The following is an 18,021-nucleotide window of genomic DNA, read 5'->3' on the forward strand; positions in this document are numbered from 1 at the left end:
CGATTAGTATCATTTTGGAGGAATAAAAAAGGTTCTGTAGAATTATAGATTATTATATAGAGTTCTTGGTTTAGTAGAAGTTAGTTATTAGATAAATCATCCTAAACCGTTGGAGGAATATGTTTGGGCAATTTATGGTGGTATATAAACCGCATGAAAGCAATGAGCCTTATGGAAATTCTTTGGCGGTTACAGCAAAAACAAATACATAAAAAGGAAAGAAAAGCTTTTGGGAATAGTAAGATTTCCGTTACGAATAAGGTTTTTTATAAAAGGTTGGAGCGGCTGAATATAGACGAAGCCCGACTGGGACTTAATTTATCAAATCATAAATATACATCAAAAAAGATAATCGCCTTGTTTGATGTATTTGAATATGAACTTTACAAGAAAAACTGGCATGCTGGATTTCAAACGAAAAATAAATGGCCATTAAAATTTTCTTATGATTTAGATTATAAACAGCGGGTTGACATTGGAGACGTAAGAACAAACTGGGAATTAAACAGACACTTTCAATTCCCACTACTGGCTAAAGGTTGCTTTGTCACGAAAGACCCGGTATATATGAATGAATTGGTCGATTTGTTTGATGATTGGACCGAAAAGAACCCTTTTCTCTATGGGGTATCCTGGACAAGCATCATGGAAGTTGCCATCAGAACAAATTCCTGGATATTCTGCTACTGTTTCCTTAAGCAAGTGAAGGATGCTCCGACCAGGATCCTTGAAGAACTTAGAGTGGGCATCATCAACATGACTGAATATATTGCCAATCATTACTCCAGGTTTTCATCAGCGAACAACCATGTTATTGTAGAAGCTTATGTAATTGGCCTTTCCGGGATCATTTTTGATTATGAACCTTGGATTACAATAGGGATCAGCATCTTGGATACAGAGATCCTGCGCCAGAATTATGCTGACGGAATAAATAAAGAGCTATCCCTGCATTATCAAGCTTTTGTTATGGAAGCTTTGGGCCTGTTCATCCGAGTTATGAAATTCAATCATATTGAAGTTCCAATAACTTGGTTTGATATCTTAAAAAAAATGAGCCGATATGTCTCAAATTGTATCGGTAAATTTGGTGAAGTTATTGTCTTTGGCGATAACGATGAGGGGAAAATATTAGATCTTCAAGGAGAGATGATTAACTATTATCATTATGTTCTTGAATTGATGAGCATGTTGTTAGAAGAAAGATATGTTGACTTGTCTAATGTTCATGAAAACATAAGTTGGATATTTTCAGACAACAACATTTCCGAAGCTAAAAATAAAGTGCTTTATGACAATTCTAATTGTATCTGTTATCAAGAAGGCGGTCATACGATTTTAAAAAGCCGCGATAGAAGCATACTAATTGGCATTGACCACGCCGCTCTTGGATTTGGGCCGATTGCAGCCCATGGACATGCAGATGCATTGAGTTTTCAGATGTTTGTAAATGGTTTTCCGGTATTCGGGGATCCCGGTACATATAATTATCATTTTACTCCAGAGGATAGGGACTATTTCAGAAAAACGATCAATCATAATACGGTTACTATTAATGACAGAGACCAATCAGAAATGCTGGGGGCATTTTTATGGGGCAAGAAAGCAAACACCAAGATTAACAATTGTATATTTAACGGGAGCGAGGCAATCATTGACCTTTTCCATGACGGATATGCTCCTGTTATTCATTCAAGACGATATCAATTTAATTCGGTAAATATCCTTAGGATTGAAGACAGAATTAAAAATATCCTTAATTCAGTCAATTGTATCTTGACGTTTATCTTAGGTCCCGGGTTTTGTGCTCAGGTAATCAATAATGATAAAATCGTAATTTCTAACGGAGCAAGGGAAGTCACCATGAATTTTTCGGGAACCCATGACTATGTCATTGAAGAAGATACAATGTGGTATTCTGATAAATATTTTAAAAGAGAAAAAGTGGTTGGCATCAGAATAAAGATAAGCACAAACAAAGATTGCACATTAATTACTACAATTAGTGTCAAGTGACATACTCCCACCACCTACGCTAACGCTTAGCGGTAGGGGCTTCTTGGGACGTACCAGCTAACGCCAGTATAATTACCAAGCTAACCCCGTTTGCCCAACGGTTCTATCTATTAGATTTAGGCTATACCGAGCAAGCGTCGGCCTTCATTTCTGATATTGATTGCAGCATTTATGTCACGGTCTAACTCTGTACCACAATTACTGCAAATCCAAACTCTATCATCTATTACTTTACGCCGATATTTTATAACCAAGACGAGGTGATAATTCATCAAAAAGACTGAATGATTGTTATTGTCTAATTCCACAGTATTCACCGCCATAGATAACTATACTACTGATTATATTATGGCAATATTTTCATGACAAGAACAAAACAAAGAGCGACAATTCATCCCCCACCTAAAGAGGTGGGAGGCTTCTTGTCGCACGAGGTTAAAAAGGTTTAAAACGCAAATAAAAGAAAAAGTAGGTATCATCATGACAGACAATAAGCTTAAAGTGCTTATGATCGGCCCAGACCCAAATGAAAAAGGTGGAATTGCTTCAGTTGTCAACCAATATTATGAAGCCGATCTGAACCAACTCATTATTTTGAAATATATTCCGACAATGAAAAGCGGGACCAAACTTTTTAAATTCATGTATTTTATTAAGTGCATGATGCAATATATTGGAACGATTAAAAATTATGAAATCATTCATATTCATATGTCTTCGCGAGGCAGCTTCCGACGCAAAAAGTATTTTATAAAAATTGCGAAAATATTTGATAAAAAAATTATAATTCACCTGCATTCAGGAGAATTCCATCAATTTTACTACAATGAAAGTAATGAAAAACAAAAGAATGTCATTAGGATGACATTCTCTTCAGCAAATAAAGTTATCGCCCTGTCTGAAGAATGGCGTGACTTTCTATCAGAGATCTGTGATATCAATAAAATAAGCATACTTTATAATTCAGTGCAACTCCCGGAAATAACTGATAAAAACTATGACAATGAGGATATTCTTTTTCTCGGCAGACTAAGTAAAGAAAAAGGAATTGATGATCTATTGGATATTTTCCCCCAAATTATTAATAGAAATAAAAATGCACACATGTACCTGGCTGGTGATGGTGATATTGATAGATATAAAACTATTTGTTTTAAAAAAGGCATTGAGAAACATGTAACTTTTTTAGGTTGGGTATCCGGATCCGAAAAGCAAGCATATTTAGCGAAATGCAGCATTTTTGTCTTGTCTTCCTACCATGAAGGGATGCCTATGTCTCTGCTTGAAGCAATGTCTCATGGATGTGCAGTTATTACCACACGTGTTGGAGGGATTCCCCATGTGATCGAAAACGAAAAAAACGGGTTATTAATTGATCCCGGTGATCGGAAGGCTTTAGCAAACTGCATCATAACTTTACTAAACAATCCTTCTCTTAAAAAGACCTTGGGAGAAGCAGCCTATCTAACGATATATGAAAAATTTAATATCAATAAAACAAATTTAAGATTAATTCAATTATATCAGGAGGCTATGGAAGATTAGTTTTAATTTTTAAGCTCGGCGACCTTCTTATTCATACTGCGCAGATAGTCAATAAAGATGACAAAAATAAAGGCAGCAAATAAACTGAGCATAAAGGCTAGTACCCCATTAGTTACAATGTTAGGTGATACCGGTTCCACAGGCAATTGGGCAGCACCTAAAATAGCAATATTATCTACCTGAGTTAAAGCGACAATGCGCGTTTTTAAAACCTTGGCAATCGAATCCACAACGATTTGGGCATGATAGGGATTTAAATCCCGATAAGTGATGGTAAACACCCGAGAATCTGAGAAAGATTCAAAATTGATTCTCTTTCTCAGATCATCAAGAGAAATACTCGTATCCCCGGTTATTTGTCTGGTAACCTCATTTTTTATTTCATTTAAAACGCTATCGGTGTTTAAGATCTCCCGATAGTCATTAATGATCTCCCGACCAGCTATTAATTCGTCATAAAAATATTCCGAACCCGAATCAGGATTTTTTATAATCATCATGGAAACATTCGCTTCATACATTTTAGGGATTACCCAATAACTTAAAGCTGCCATTGTTCCTGCACATAGCAAAGCAAATAAGATCATGAAACCCAGACTTTTTTTTAATAACTGATAATAATGAATACTCATTTCATGCCCTCCAGGATTTTTATTCTATGGAATTAATGATTATGTCCTTTATTAAAACAATCAAAAAAGCACATCCCATGGATACTACCAGAGCGAATGCAGCAAGTTTTTTAAGCGATAGCCCAATAGAGTAAGCAAAATAATTTTTATTATCCACAATAATCAACACATTCTCTTGATAGTTTTCCATTATCTCCTGCTGGAGTACGTTGACGATTGATTCGAGTACCGAAGTGGCCTTTTCCGGAGCGGAATCACGATAACTGATGGAAAAGGTTCTTGCCCCGGGAGTATCATTAAAGATCATATCATCTCTGATACCGTCTTTGATTAAAGAGGGTTTCCCCGGGTTTAATGTAACCAATTCTTCTTGTACTTTTGCTGCGAAACCATCCGTTCTTATCAGGATTCGAATATCCTTGATCAGCTCCGTCCCCAGAAATAATTCTCTGGATGTATCTGCTCCATAATTAACCCATAATGTAATGCTCGCTTCATACTGTTTTGGTGCAAAATATTTATACCCCAGTAAAATAGTCGTAACTCCAAAATAATGAAAAAAATGATGAACAGGGCATTCCTTTTTAGTAAATTGATATAGTAGCTTATTTCCAAAATCAACGCCCCCATAAATTAAGAAAATTCACGTTCTGTTCCCGGCGCCTTGATACATACTAAATATATACTGGTAAAGATAAAAAAGGCCAAATTAGGAGTGGTCATTACGTCTTGATAAAATATACCTGTAAATAAAGTCAGTAAACTAAATATTGCCACATAATGCTTTAAGCTATAAGCCCCGCTAAAATAAACAATCTTCACAGTCATCAGCACAATAAAGAGCAACTGAGCAGCAACTCCGGCAACCCCACTATCAATTAAGGTGTTAAATAATTGCGGTCGCGTCCCGCCAAATAAATTTCTGGCATAGTACTTTTCGCTGACTATGCCGAAAGCTCCTGTTAGTTGCCCGGAAAACCCGGCACCAATTCCATAGCCAAAAGTTCGGGTAAGAGGTGATCTGTCAATAATATCATACGCGATCATAGTTTTATTATATCGTCCAATATCCTCACTATTTACTTCAGTCATATATTCCGTGAGATACTCCCTGGAAAATATCTCTGATACCTCCCGATGATAAACCTGGCGATACATGAAACTCGTCCCATAAAACAAGATAGCAGCACTAAGCACCATAAAAAGCACCTTAGTGACGGTAAATTTTTTCGTCACCCACAAGGTAATGACAAACATGATCGGTATCATGACAAAAACAATTTTCGTCTCATTCAATCCAAGGGGCACAAAAAATAAAAAATACCAACCAAAAATACGTTTCCCTTGAGCCAGTCTTTGGCACAATTCAGAAAAAAATAGGATCAAAAGAAACAGAGACATAATACCGCTGGTGCCATAGCCATACAGCCCTGTTACTATATCCCCAGAAGGATTACTACTGGAAAATCTCTGGATAATAGAAACCGGAACAGAGATATAACCAATGATGCGCACAATATTATACATCTGATAAAAAACGCGGTCACCATGATAATAGAGCAAAATAAGAAAAACAAAGACATATTTATATTGCCGCAATTGAAGCAGGATGACCATGATTTGATTACCATTCAAAAGAGCAAGTACGGCGCTAAAGACATAACTAAAACACAAAACCGAGACTGCAACAAGAGTGATACGGTCAAAGCCGATTTCAATGCGTTTCTTTTTTACTGCAACCAGAGAATCGATCAGTAACAATAAAAAAACAAAATCGTCACTAATCTTGAACATGGTACTATCAGTTATTTGAAGCATCACCTGTGATAACATCGCAACAAGAACCAGTATGATAAACCGATAATTCAGACTCTCATCCCGTTTCATTATGTCTGCCATTTGGGTTCCTCTTTTATAATTCTCTCTTATTTAAGATCTTCGTGAGCAGGATCTTTACCTTTAAGTAAGTAAGATCCATCTCTTTGATCACACCAACGCGTTTCAATTGATGCAAATCACATCCAGGGTAATTATGCCCCGGTTCTGTCGTAACCGCAGAAACATAGATTTCTTTGACTTTTTGCTCTATTTTTTCATCAACATCAGCCAGCTTACCATCAGGATACGCAAAATGAACGTCCTTTGAAACTGTAATGCCAATAATTTTCTCCTTACTGACATAAAGCTCCTTTTCAAATTCCGGTAAGGCATTCTTGGCAAGAATCCGATGGGACACAGTGTGGGAACCAAAATCAATTCCCGCATCAGCCATCCTTTTTATTTCCTGCCAGGTTAATAATCCATTATCCTTTTTTTCTAAGGTCAAACCAATTTCATCAGCGATCTGCTTAATCATTGTATCCCTTTCCTTGGGAGCATTGTGTTTTATTTTTTGCATTAACGTGTATGCTAAATCCATCTTATCATTATTATTGCTTAATTTTGCCGATATTCCCAGACAGGGAATATCCACTCGCTCTTGGTCAATGGATTTTACCAGCTGCTCTACTTGATCATGCCAAAGGGTTTCTCCTGTATCAATGTATCCTGTGGGCAAGTAAATCATAGGAGTCACCTGATACTTCTGAAAAACTACCATACCATGATCATAATTATTTCGATAACCATCATCAAAAGTACATACCAGATAGTTATACTCTAATTCTTTTTCCGTTCTCAAGAGCCGAATACCCTCGTTTAAAGACACGCAACGATATTTCTTGGTGCAATACTTCATTTGTTTTTCAAAGGCAGCCGCAGTAACACCGAGGGAAGAAATAAAAACGTTTTTCCCCTGTTGAGCTTCCAACTTATGATAAGCCAGGATCACTACTGTTTTTTTTCTCTGATATAGTAATGATAAAAGAAAATAAACACCTGTCCAATATATCAGCCAAGCCAGAATCTTCTTAAACATTTCTCTTCTTGCCCTTTTTTTCATCATGTCACTTCCTGCTTACTCAATCAGTCTTATTAATGAAGCATATCTTTAGGTTTCTTCTGCAACCAGGGACAAGATATACTTTCCATATTCCGTCATGTGCAGTTGTTCCCCGATACGAAGCAACTGTTCCGTATTTATTAACCCTCTGCGCCAAGCGATCTCTTCCAGGCATGCAATGTATAAACCTTGTCTCAACTGTACGGTTTCAACAAATTCACTGGCCCGAAGAATCCCCTCCGGTGTTCCCGTATCAAGCCATGCCATACCTCGGCCAAACTCAATGACCTTCAATTTATTTCGTGCCAGATAAGCATTATTAACCGCTGTAATTTCCAACTCACCCCGAGGAGAAGGCTTAACATTATTGGCGATCTCCACTACACCTTGATCATAAAAATATAATCCGGGAACAGCGTAATGAGATTTCGGTTTAGCCGGTTTTTCTTCCAAAGAAATTACCTGTCTATTTTTATCAAACTCAACGACACCAAAATCAGAAGGATTTTTTACCCGATAACCGAAAATCACCGCCCCTTCTAAAGCTTCTTGGGCTTCCTGAAGATCTATGGTCAGATTTTGACCATAGAAAACATTATCCCCTAAAATCAAGCATACCTCTTCTCCCTCAATAAACTTTTCTCCCAAGATAAATGCTTCCGCCAAACCTCGCGGATCAGACTGAGCCACATAGGACAGGGTAATACCCAACTGGGAACCATCACCAAACAGTCTCTGATAATAAGGCAAATCTAGTGGAGTCGAAATAATTAAGATATCCTTTATCTTAGCTAACAGAAGGACTGATAAGGGATAATAAATCATCGGTTTATCATAAATTGGCAATAGTTGTTTTGAGACCACCTGGGTCATGGGATATAATCTGGTTCCTTTTCCACCTGCCAGAATAATTCCTTTCATTTCCCTCACCTCTCTAAAATGACCTGACAAATTCTTTTCACATCATTTAAATTAAGTGCCCCAAACAAAGGAAGGGTAAGGATCCGATCACCGATGTATTTAGCAACCGGCGTTGCCTCTTCTTGATACCGTCCTTCGTAACAGGAAAAGCGGCTCGTTAAAGGATAAAAATATTTGCGTGCGAGAATATCTTCCTTTTTCAAGGCCTCTACCACCTCATTTCGGGTTTTACCAAATTCCTTTTCATCAAAAAGAACAGGGAAATAGGCATAATTAGTAGTAACACCCTTTTGAGGAGATAGATAGCTCAATCCTCTGATTCCATCCAAATACTCCCGATAGCAATCGACAATTTTTTTACGCAAAGCAATTTGATGATCAATATAACGGATGTTGCATATCCCCATGGCCGCCTGAAACTCATTCATTTTTGCGTTTGTCCCAACTTCAGTGACATCTTCAGGAGATGAAATACCAAAGTTCTTTAAACGACTCAACCTTTCCTCATAACTACTGTCAGAAAAAGTCAGCGCCCCCCCCTCAATGGTATGGAAGACCTTAGTGGCATGAAATGAGAACATAGAAATATCACCAAAGCGGCCAATGCCCTGTCCGTTAATTTTGACGCCAAAGGCATGAGCTGCATCATAGATCACCTTGAGACCATACTTCTTTGCAATTTGATCTATTTTCTCAACATTACATACTTGTCCGTAAACATGTACCGGAACTATAGCCGACGTTTTTTCGGTAATCAAAGCTTCCATCTTAGACGTATCTAAGGTAAAATCCATAGGACTAATATCACAAAAAACAGGTGTGAGTCCCTGACGTATCAAAGCATGGGTAGTCGAAGCAAAGGTAAAAGGAGTGGTTATAACCTCACCGGTAAGCTGCAAGGTCTCGATTGCGCATTCCAAAGCCAGATGACCATTTGTAAACAAGCTAATATTTTTTACATTTAGATAATCCACCAGTAAACCTGTTAACTTCTGGTGCAAAGGTCCCATATTGGTAAGCAGGCCCGTATCCCAAATGGATTTGATTTCTGCAATATATTCTTCCACCGGTGGCAGGCTGGGAATGGTGACGGGAATTGATCGTGGCTTCATAATTACTCTCCCCTTGATCCTTCATGATATGATCAACTTTTTTTTCTCAGATCTTTTATGGTGGCCAGAATATATGTCAGGCTTTCCAACCTAAACAAAGATGCAGCAATGAAATAGAATGCTGCGCCAATACATATTTGCAAAAACAGGGATAAATAAAGATGGATTGGAAACAAGGAAATAAGAAAAACCACCCCGCTCATGGCGATAGAAAGAAGTAACGCAGGCATAAGATCCCTAATCTGCTCCTGAAAGGAATAATGGAATAACTGCTTATTAGGCCAGGCATTAATGATTGTTCCAATGATGGAGCCCACGGCCTGTCCTGCCACCATGATATAAATCCCAAAGGGTATGGTACCTACAATGATTAAAATAAATAAACCTTTTTTAATGACTTCCAACTTCAAGAAAATATCGCTGCGTCCAACGGCTTTAAGTGCTTCTAAGTTTGCCGTATGAACAGGATAGAATGCAAAAGAGATACAAAGAAGCTGCAAAAAAGGAACACATGGCAGCCATTTTTCTGTAAATAAAAGTAAAATCATGGGCTTGGCTACAATGCCCAAACCAAACATCATAGGAAATACAATAAATGCACTGGAAAGCATCGTCCGCCGCATCATTGCTTTAACACGCAAAGGATCATTTTGGTGATGGGACAAGGCGGGAAACATCACGCCGGTAATCGTACCATTAATGTTATTTACCAGCATTGCAGGGATACTCTGACCACGGTTGTAAAAGCCCAACATTGTTTTTCCATATAATTTACCGATTACGAGAGGATAAATGTTGTTAAAAATCGTATCCAACAATCCTGAAAACAAAAGCTTTGAGCCAAAGCTGAAAAGAATCTTAAGCCTAAAAAAAGAAAACAATAATTGCGGCCGCCAGCATACACTCAGCCACAAAATAACAGTGGAAACCATCTGCCCTGCAATCTGAGAAAACACCAGACTCCAGATGCCATAACCTTGATAGGCCATTGTTATTCCTACCGTACCCGAGGCAAGAATTCCTCCAATGCTTACCAAAAAACTCTTCTTAAATTTCATTTCCCGGGCTAAAACAACATATTGAATGTTATTTAGAGCACCGAAAATGACAATCAAAGACAACCAACGAAATACCGGAGTGATGATAGGTTCTTGATAAAAATCGGCAATAAGAGGGGCCGTCCCCAGAAAGATCACGTAAAGAAAACCAGCAATAATCAGATTGATAAAAAATACCGATGAATAATCCGTTTCATCGACTTCTTCTTTTTGAATGAGAGCCGATGAAAAGCCACCCTGCACAAAAGTATCTGCCACAGCAATAAAAACAGTGATCAAAGCGATAATTCCAAAATCCCGCGGCATCAATAAACGGGCTATAATAATGGAAATGATGAAATGAATGCCTTGGGTACCGCCCCGTTCTAAAAAGCGCCAGAACAGACTGCCTAAGACAGCATTTTTAAATTCTCTTTTATCAAGCTCTTTAATCGATTTAGTCATAATAAAGTTGTGTCAAAGCTTGAGGTTTTACTTTAATAAACTGGTTCACGATGGTCATCTATCCTCCTAAAATATTTATCTGACATCTCCCAGAGCCGCTTCCAGGTTACGAAAGAGAATGAAGTTGAGGGCATTGCTATTTTAGTGCTTGATGATGTTCGGTCTCAACACGTAACAGATGTTTCTTGACGGTGCGTCTGAAATTCTCATATAGATTATTCATTCCAGGTATATACCAGCAAAGGACGTACTCCATTTTATCCTTTAAAACTAATTGGTTAAACAGCTTTTTAATTTCTCCATCTTTTAAATAATGTTTGTCTCCTAATAGCGCACGTATTTCTGTACACCATTCCAATTTCTTCTTTTGAACCTCATATTCCCACTTACCATGAGAAAATTCATTAAATCCATTTAATGTCTTGATCATTCCTTGGAGATGATGCACCTTGTCTTCCTTTGTAGACTCATGATTGTATTTTGTAACCCATGAACCGGGAACCCAAAGATTGCGCACAGACATCACTTCATCCATATAACCAATTCTCCCAGAGGCCAACATCACTAAGGAGAAAGCAAAATCCCCTACCAGAGCTTCATGATAAAACTGGGGTGGATTTTTCATTAACTCACGAACATAGATCACTGAAGCTGTAGGACATTTAGGCCCTCCTCCATAGAAAAAATTATTCTCGGGCAAAATATGTGTTTTGTTAAAAGGACGTATATAAGCAACCCTGGTATTATTTCTCACATCGATGACCTCTGCGGCGTGAAAACACATGCTGCATTCCGGATGAGCTTCCATAAAGTCTACCTGTTTTTGTAGTTTCTGAGGATCCGTCCAATAATCATCCCCCTCACACTCGGCAATATATTTACCGGAGGACTTTGCATAAACCCGGCGGTAGTTTTCTATCATGCCTACATTTTGATCTGAGGTGATTAATTTAATCTTTTCGGGATATTGATTAGCATAGCTTTCTATGACTTTTCGCGTGCCATCTGTGCTGCAATCTTCCCCAATCAGGATTTCAAAATCAAAATCTGTTTGTTGCATTATAAAGCCTTCGATGGCATCCCCAATATAATTTTCATGATTGTAGGTAATACAAATCACACTTACCAATACAGCCATAGATATGTTCCTCCCACATTTTAATCCCCAGTATATATCTTTCTTAAATGGGCAATCAATACCTTTCCTTGCTCTTTCCAGGTATATCTCCTGCTAACAAAATTGCGCAAAAAATTTGATTGAGCATTCAAGAATTCAACTTTCTCGCAAGCTTCAGTAATCCCACTGACAAAAGCATTCTCATCATCACCTTTGGTATAAATAATACCATCCATATCACCTAAAACATCTCGATGAGCAGGTATTGGTGTCAGTAGCACAGGTTTGCCGCAAGCAAGATATTCAAATACTTTCAAGGGGCTGGACACATTCCATTCTAATCGATCCGGGAGCGGACTAACACAAATGTCAGCTTCATTAATTAAGCCTGGCATCGATTCATAAGGCTGGAGCCCCAGAAAACGAACATGCTCTTTCATGCCTAAATCATCTGTGCTTTTTTTAATAAACTCAAGCTCTGGTCCATCTCCTGCAATAGTTAAAAAAACATCATTTCTGCCATGCTGAATCACTTGGGCAAAAGCATTAATAAAGGTCAAAATGCCCCGCTTAATCGTGATGTGACCATGATAAAAGAAATGAATAGATTTTGCACCTTCTCTATTATTTGGCAAAATTTTAAACAACTCCGTATTAACAGCAGATGACCAGATGACATAATCATGGAAATGGTGATTAAATTCTTTTTCCACTTCACTTTTTAATGTTTCAGAAATAAAGGAAAAACTGTCCGCATCTTCCAGAAACCACTTGATCATAATCTTCCAAAAAATATATCGATCTAAATGGCCTTTCCATGAAATAATATCACAAGGCAGGGTGCGAAAGTCCAGATGAACCTTGGCGTTTTTCTTTTTAGCCACAAGGGTAAGAGCTAAGGCAGCCGGTTGGCAAATTAATAAATCATCCTGTTGTAAATTTTTCATCAAATAAAGCAAGATGCGAAAAATTAAAATCAGGCGAAATAAAAAAGGAACTGCCGGTGCATAAATATATTGAAAAAGATAATTCAAATCTTCTGGGATGAATTTACTTTTCTTATAGCTGGTAATAAAACAAACCTCATATCCACTTTTTGCAAGTTCATTGCATATTTCGATGAAAGTTGATTTATCGGTCTTAAGATCAAAATAGTTTAAATCAGCCCAGAATATCCTTCTCATATTCCACATCCTGTCGTATGCTATATCTTTTTGCATATATTATCTAATTTCAATGGAATCATAATATACTACCCTTTTATCAAGGGACGAGTTCCCGGGATTTTCTTCCCAATCCCATTTATAGATTCCTAACTTCATATAAACGCCCTGTTTATCATTTTTAGTATTAGGCACTCCGGTTCTGGCAAAGATTCTCTTCCCATCTTTAAATATTTCCAACTGTGGTTTATGAGATCTTTCCCAGCCCCATTTAACATGAAAAGTCCAATCTACCCATCTACCTTTATCGGCATTATATTCGCCCAAGGTTACATATTCAGATAATCTCTCATCCTTAATTCTTTCCTGGGTAGATAAAGGGGATTGGTCCCAGACCCGTCCAATTTGATAAAACCCGTTAATCGTCATCAAAGCTAAAGAAGGGGAAAGCCACTCTTCACCAAAATCAGGAACATCATGCCATTGAGCAATAATTTCACCGCTGGAAGGATCGATTCCGTAGTCTTCATCCCCTCGTAAGGGAAGGAAAGTGCTAAAAGAGTACCAATGTTCTTCTAAAGCTGCTTCCATGGGAAGGGATATTTCGGCCCTTTTACTTTCATCAATATTAGGGTCATTTTCCCTTAATTCGACACGCAAAGAGGAATTTCCTGTCCTCGCCCGGTGATTAATAATTTGAGCGGAATAATTACGATTAGCCAAACTTTGGCGCCATTCTTTCTTCAAATGTCCTGATTCAAAATCCTCTGAAAAAAGCACCGGCAGATCATCCGGCATAGACAGCTTCTTTGGCAGGTAATCCCCTATCCTCATGAAAAAACCGTTAAAAAACACCCCCAAAAATATGATGATCAGTAAACTCAACAAGCATATCTTTCTATTTCCCCTCATAACCCCCACCTGCCTAAGAAATTCCCTTGATAATTTTACACAGATGTATCCGCATTAGAAAAATTAAGATTCAGCTTTCTAATTATCTTGGCAAATAGCAATAATACAGATGCCAGGAAGATATTACGGGATTTAAACGCCCAGTATTTACATTTAAGATCCAACGGCTTTGACTGCATGTCCTTCTTATTAATTTTTTTAATCGCACTTAAAACATTTTCATCATTGATGATTTCTAGCATTCTTTTTATTTTTTGTAATACATTGATATCCCTATAATGCAAGATCTTAACCATTGAGTCATAAGCTAGTTCCAAGCACCTGATAGAAGCCAAAGATAAATAAGGAGCTGTCCCCATGCCCCAAAGCTGCATGCAGGCTAAAACTTTCTGGTGTAAATCCATTCTCAGTTGAAAATAGTTATTCAGTGAGCGACGACGGCTGCTGCCATAATAATTTCTATAATAATATAAAGGTTCATCAATTTGAAAACAGCGCTTCATGTAGGTAAAAACATCCAAATAGAAATAATAATCTTCTTGTAAAAGAAGACCCTCCAGAAATAAAATTTTATTTTCCTCTAAAAATTTTCGATCATAAATTTTATTACAGCATGAGGTGAAAATTTCCCCTTTGATGACAGGTAAGTATATCTCTTCCCGGATATTAGATTGATCCACGATTCCCGGCGAGATAAACATCTTTTCTTCTTGTTCTATTCGCCTCAGCGTAGAATCTTCGTAAAAGAAGCTAAAATTGCAGGATACGATATCGCAATGGTGCTCTTTGCCTGCATCATAAAGCACCTTAAACATGCTGGCATCGACCCAGTCATCGCCATCCACAAATCCAATATACTCACCCCCGGCACATTTAATGCCTGAATTTCGGGCAGCACTTAACCCAGCATTAGGCTGATGAATTACCTTGACACGAGCATCTTTTAAGGCATACTCATCACATAACCTCCCGCATTGATCCGTGGAACCATCATCAACCAAGATGATTTCGATGTTACTTAAGGTCTGCACCACCAAAGAATCAATACACTGATGTAAATATTTTTCCACATTATATATCGGAACTATTATACTTACCGCAGTAAATTCCATCAGATTCCTAACCTCATTTACTCTATATTAGCGCAATTTCTTAACGCGGCATGTAGGTTTCTTGCCAAGTTCTTCGAACAGCTAATGATGACTATCTATCCTATTTGTGATTATATCACAATGTCCATGGCTAAGAAATATTTACTCTATGATAATATATATTACAAGCCTTTCTTTCAAAAAAAGTAAGTCTAACCCATAAAAAATTGTTAGACTTACTTTTTTATCCCTATCTTATTTTTCCTGTTAGAACATTAATTTATTGAAATCTCATCAAAATAAACAACTCTGTTATCGATTTTTGATATATCCGGATTTTCTTTCCAATCCCATTTATAAATACCTAATTTCATATATACGCCGTTTTCATCATTGGTGGTATTCGGCAAACCATTTCGATCAAAAACTTTTTTGCCGTCTTTATATATTTCCAGGATAGGATCCTGGGATTCATGCCAACCCCATTTAACATGAAAAGTCCAATCAACCCATTTACCTTTATCCTCAAGATAAGACCCAATGGTTTCATACTCAAAATTGCCTTTTCCCCTCATGGAGCTATTCGAAGAAAATTTAGCATCGTCCCAACATCTCCCAATTTCATAACCACCTCGGACAGTAGCTAAATATAGGGGGGGCGATGTCCATTCCTCTCCCTCATCAGGATAATTATGCCACTGAACCAGGATTTCACCGCTATTATTATCCAAAGCGTAATCTTCGGTACCACCAAGGGGAAGGTAGGTGCTAAAGGAATACCAATGCTCTTCCAATGGGTCTTCCATTCCTAAAGCCAGTTCTGATCTTCTGCTTCCACTGACATCAGCATCCGTTTTTCTAAGTTCCATGCGTAAAGAATAATCTCCCTCACTGGCAATTGTGTCCACAACTTTAGCTGCATAGCTATTACGGGCAATTTCCTTGTTCCATTCCCTTGCAATACTTCCGGATTCAAAACCATCTAAAAATAAATAGGTATCTTTTACCTCTTCCGGTTCTGTTACTACTTCTGGCTCCGTTACTACTTCCGGCTCCGTCACCACTTCCGGCTCCGTCACCACTTCCGGCTCCGTCACCACTTCCGGCTCCGTTACTACTTCCGGCTCCGTCACCACTTCCGGCTCCGTCACCACTTCCGGCTCTGTTACTACTTCCGGCTCTGGTAATACTTCTGGCTCTGGTAATACCGGTGCCGGTTTTCTGTTCCTTTCAAGAAACTCAGCGTAATATGCCTTGATATCAAATCGTGATATACTGCTCTTTTTTACCCTGGGAGCAGCAAAAGCACTGATCGTGCCTGCCAATAAGGTAATAATCAAAACAATTACCAGTCCCAAAATTTTTTTTGACTTCATAATTTCTCCTCCTTTTTGGAGTCGAAATTACCATTGCAAATGGAATCCATTAACAGAAGAAACAACTTGTACAATCGGCAACTTAAAGGTTGACGGACTACAGAATATCATACTGCAATTAACAGAATTTCGCGTGCAATTGGTAACCCGACTATCTTAGCTAAACACCTTAGACTCGTGGTTTTGCGTCCCTACCTTTCAGTAGGTTTGCCTTTTTCAATTGTCTTGCTAGAGTTAAATATCGTCTGACAATAAAATACAGCGGATCACCACAGCTTTCAATATTACCCTGGTAACCCGACCACCTTATCAATCTTTTTTGATTTAAGGTTCGTTAGCTTTGCGTCCCTATCTTTTGATAGGCTCGCCTTTTTCATTTCATTGGTTTAATTACCCACGGTAGTTAATTTACCACAACAAATTTATTACGTCAACATCGTTTATCATGTTTTAAGTTAATTTTAGTAAATTTACTGTTGATTTTGCTTTTAAACAAGCATCATTGCTTTTCTTTAACTTAAATTTTATTCAGACATTTTACCATCATTTGAACCTTCGTTTCTTGTATTGCAAATCCTACCCCCAACATCATATAATGTAAATATGTATTCCCAGATTTAATTGACATAAATAAAATTTAAGGAGTTTGTAACCTTGAAAAAGAAGCGAATTATTGGCGTCATCTCACTCATTTTCCTCATTGTGGCCGGATCATTCTTCATAATGTCCAGGTTTGGATTAACATTACCTGCACTTCTTTCCGGAGATCCTTTCAATTCCAAAGCATTACTGCTCCCCGATGATCCGGCGCCGCCCTCTGCTTCTTCTGATGGATCAGAAAGCAAAGATCCGGAGGAATTTCAAGATGTCCATTCCATTAATATTCTTTTATTAGGTATTGACCGGAATGAGGAAAGAGAAGAATATATGGGGGTATTTCGCTCCGACATGATCTCTTTGATTAAACTTGATTTAGATGATAATAATGTCAATGTATTAGCAATTCCAAGAGATACCTACACCTATGTTCCTGTAGAAGGGAAAAAGGATAAGATTAACCATGCTTATGCTTATGGAAGCATGAATGATCAAGGGGTAGAAAGCATTTCCGAAGCGGTCTCTCAGTTTACCGGTTTACCTATCGATTACTATATTTCTCTCGATATGGGGCCCATACCGGATATTGTTGATGAAATTGGGGGTGTCGAGATAGACGTTGAAATCGACATGAAAACCCACGGTGCCGATCTGTCCAAAGGTCTGCAGGTATTGAACGGACAACAGGCTTTTGATTACATCCATTGGCGCTATTCCGCCAACGGGGATATTGACCGTATGAAAAGGCAACAGAAATTCTTGAAAGCCTTATTTAAACAGCAAAAAGATTCCGGCAAATTAGTGGAAAGTGTCCGGACGCTCTTGAGATACAAAGATAGCCTGGGTACCAATCTGACTCCGGCCCAGATGATTGCACTGGCCAAATTTGCTAATAAAGTCCCTAATGAAGGAGTAAATTATTTCACAGTACCAGGTAATGCCCAAACGATTAAAAAGATCTCTTACTGGGTGCCGGATCTTGCTGCCACCAAAGAAATCATTGAAGCATCCTTTATTGATTGATAATCTTATATTTAAAAGCCATCTATTCCTCCCTAAACATTAAAAAACGCCTGTATTAGGGGCGGTCAGATAG

Annotated in this window: 16 protein-coding genes, 1 pseudogene and 2 riboswitches; of the genes and pseudogenes, 3 read left to right on the forward strand and 14 right to left on the reverse strand. The window is 38.0% G+C overall.

The genetic code is table 11. The annotated features are described in order from the left end of the window. Nucleotides 1–123: 123 nt before the first annotated feature. Complete coding sequence (locus CEQ75_RS02200) at nt 124–2,016, forward strand: alginate lyase family protein (protein WP_089608895.1); 1,893 nt, start codon at nt 124–126, stop codon at nt 2,014–2,016. Between the two features lie 116 nt (nt 2,017–2,132). Here CEQ75_RS02200 and CEQ75_RS19440 read toward each other — a convergent pair whose 3' ends face one another. Both CEQ75_RS19440 and CEQ75_RS19445 read right to left on the reverse strand, forming a co-directional pair. After that, complete coding sequence (locus tag CEQ75_RS19440) at nt 2,133–2,243, reverse strand: zinc ribbon domain-containing protein (protein WP_420828405.1); 111 nt, start codon at nt 2,241–2,243, stop codon at nt 2,133–2,135. Next, nucleotides 2,229–2,324: pseudogene (locus CEQ75_RS19445) on the reverse strand (transposase); the annotation flags it as partial. The pseudogene CEQ75_RS19445 and the gene CEQ75_RS19440, both read right to left, overlap by 15 nt. Nucleotides 2,325–2,496: 172 nt before the next feature. On the opposite strand from CEQ75_RS19445, the gene CEQ75_RS02210 reads away from it, so the two are divergent. After that, on the forward strand, nt 2,497–3,561 hold the full coding sequence (locus CEQ75_RS02210) for a glycosyltransferase family 4 protein (RefSeq protein ID WP_089608896.1): 1,065 nt from the start codon (nt 2,497–2,499) through the stop codon (nt 3,559–3,561). A gap of 2 nt (nt 3,562–3,563) precedes the next feature. Here CEQ75_RS02210 and CEQ75_RS02215 read toward each other — a convergent pair whose 3' ends face one another. The 12 genes from CEQ75_RS02215 to CEQ75_RS02275 all read right to left on the reverse strand — a co-directional run bounded on the left by CEQ75_RS02215 (nt 3,564) and on the right by CEQ75_RS02275 (nt 16,328). Then, complete coding sequence (locus tag CEQ75_RS02215; RefSeq protein ID WP_089608897.1) at nt 3,564–4,193, reverse strand: YveK family protein; 630 nt, start codon at nt 4,191–4,193, stop codon at nt 3,564–3,566. A 19-nt stretch (nt 4,194–4,212) separates the two neighbouring features. Further along, nucleotides 4,213–4,557, reverse strand: a complete 345-nt coding sequence (locus tag CEQ75_RS02220) for a hypothetical protein (protein WP_089608898.1) — start codon at nt 4,555–4,557, stop codon at nt 4,213–4,215. Nucleotides 4,558–4,826: 269 nt separating this feature from the next. Next, nucleotides 4,827–6,092 (reverse strand): hypothetical protein, encoded by a 1,266-nt coding sequence (locus CEQ75_RS02230; protein WP_089608900.1) that lies wholly within the window; start codon nt 6,090–6,092, stop codon nt 4,827–4,829. 13 nt (nt 6,093–6,105) lie between these two features. Then, nucleotides 6,106–7,137, reverse strand: a complete 1,032-nt coding sequence (locus tag CEQ75_RS02235) for a polysaccharide deacetylase family protein (RefSeq protein ID WP_089608901.1) — start codon at nt 7,135–7,137, stop codon at nt 6,106–6,108. Nucleotides 7,138–7,182: 45 nt separating this feature from the next. Next, entirely contained in the window at nt 7,183–8,055 is an 873-nt protein-coding gene (rfbA, locus tag CEQ75_RS02240) for a glucose-1-phosphate thymidylyltransferase RfbA (RefSeq protein ID WP_089608902.1), read from the reverse strand. Between the two features lie 5 nt (nt 8,056–8,060). Beyond that, nucleotides 8,061–9,167, reverse strand: a complete 1,107-nt coding sequence (locus tag CEQ75_RS02245) for a DegT/DnrJ/EryC1/StrS family aminotransferase (RefSeq protein ID WP_089608903.1) — start codon at nt 9,165–9,167, stop codon at nt 8,061–8,063. A gap of 32 nt (nt 9,168–9,199) precedes the next feature. After that, nucleotides 9,200–10,669 carry a lipopolysaccharide biosynthesis protein gene (locus CEQ75_RS02250; protein ID WP_089608904.1) on the reverse strand — a complete coding sequence of 490 codons (1,470 nt, stop codon included), beginning with the start codon at nt 10,667–10,669 and terminating at the stop codon, nt 9,200–9,202. Nucleotides 10,670–10,805: 136 nt separating this feature from the next. Continuing rightward, nucleotides 10,806–11,807: a glycosyltransferase family 2 protein gene (locus CEQ75_RS02255; RefSeq protein ID WP_089608905.1), complete on the reverse strand. Its 1,002-nt coding sequence runs from the start codon at nt 11,805–11,807 to the stop codon at nt 10,806–10,808. A 20-nt stretch (nt 11,808–11,827) separates the two neighbouring features. Continuing rightward, complete coding sequence (locus tag CEQ75_RS02260) at nt 11,828–12,970, reverse strand: glycosyltransferase (protein WP_157677277.1); 1,143 nt, start codon at nt 12,968–12,970, stop codon at nt 11,828–11,830. A 39-nt stretch (nt 12,971–13,009) separates the two neighbouring features. Further along, nucleotides 13,010–13,861, reverse strand: coding sequence for a polysaccharide lyase family 20 protein (locus CEQ75_RS02265; protein WP_089608907.1), 852 nt, complete (start codon nt 13,859–13,861; stop codon nt 13,010–13,012). A gap of 35 nt (nt 13,862–13,896) precedes the next feature. Continuing rightward, nucleotides 13,897–14,973 carry a glycosyltransferase family 2 protein gene (locus CEQ75_RS02270; RefSeq protein WP_198306608.1) on the reverse strand — a complete coding sequence of 359 codons (1,077 nt, stop codon included), beginning with the start codon at nt 14,971–14,973 and terminating at the stop codon, nt 13,897–13,899. A gap of 254 nt (nt 14,974–15,227) precedes the next feature. Further along, complete coding sequence (locus tag CEQ75_RS02275; protein WP_089608908.1) at nt 15,228–16,328, reverse strand: polysaccharide lyase family 20 protein; 1,101 nt, start codon at nt 16,326–16,328, stop codon at nt 15,228–15,230. A 138-nt stretch (nt 16,329–16,466) separates the two neighbouring features. Next, nucleotides 16,467–16,550, reverse strand: a riboswitch (cyclic di-GMP riboswitch). Between the two features lie 66 nt (nt 16,551–16,616). After that, nucleotides 16,617–16,707, reverse strand: a riboswitch (cyclic di-GMP riboswitch). A gap of 275 nt (nt 16,708–16,982) precedes the next feature. Here CEQ75_RS02275 and CEQ75_RS02280 point away from each other — a divergent pair. Continuing rightward, nucleotides 16,983–17,948, forward strand: a complete 966-nt coding sequence (locus CEQ75_RS02280; RefSeq protein ID WP_242965351.1) for an LCP family protein — start codon at nt 16,983–16,985, stop codon at nt 17,946–17,948. Nucleotides 17,949–18,021: the final 73 nt, after the last annotated feature.

Origin of the sequence: Dehalobacterium formicoaceticum (assembly GCF_002224645.1) — a bacterium.
In the GTDB taxonomy this organism is placed as follows: domain Bacteria; phylum Bacillota; class Dehalobacteriia; order Dehalobacteriales; family Dehalobacteriaceae; genus Dehalobacterium; species Dehalobacterium formicoaceticum.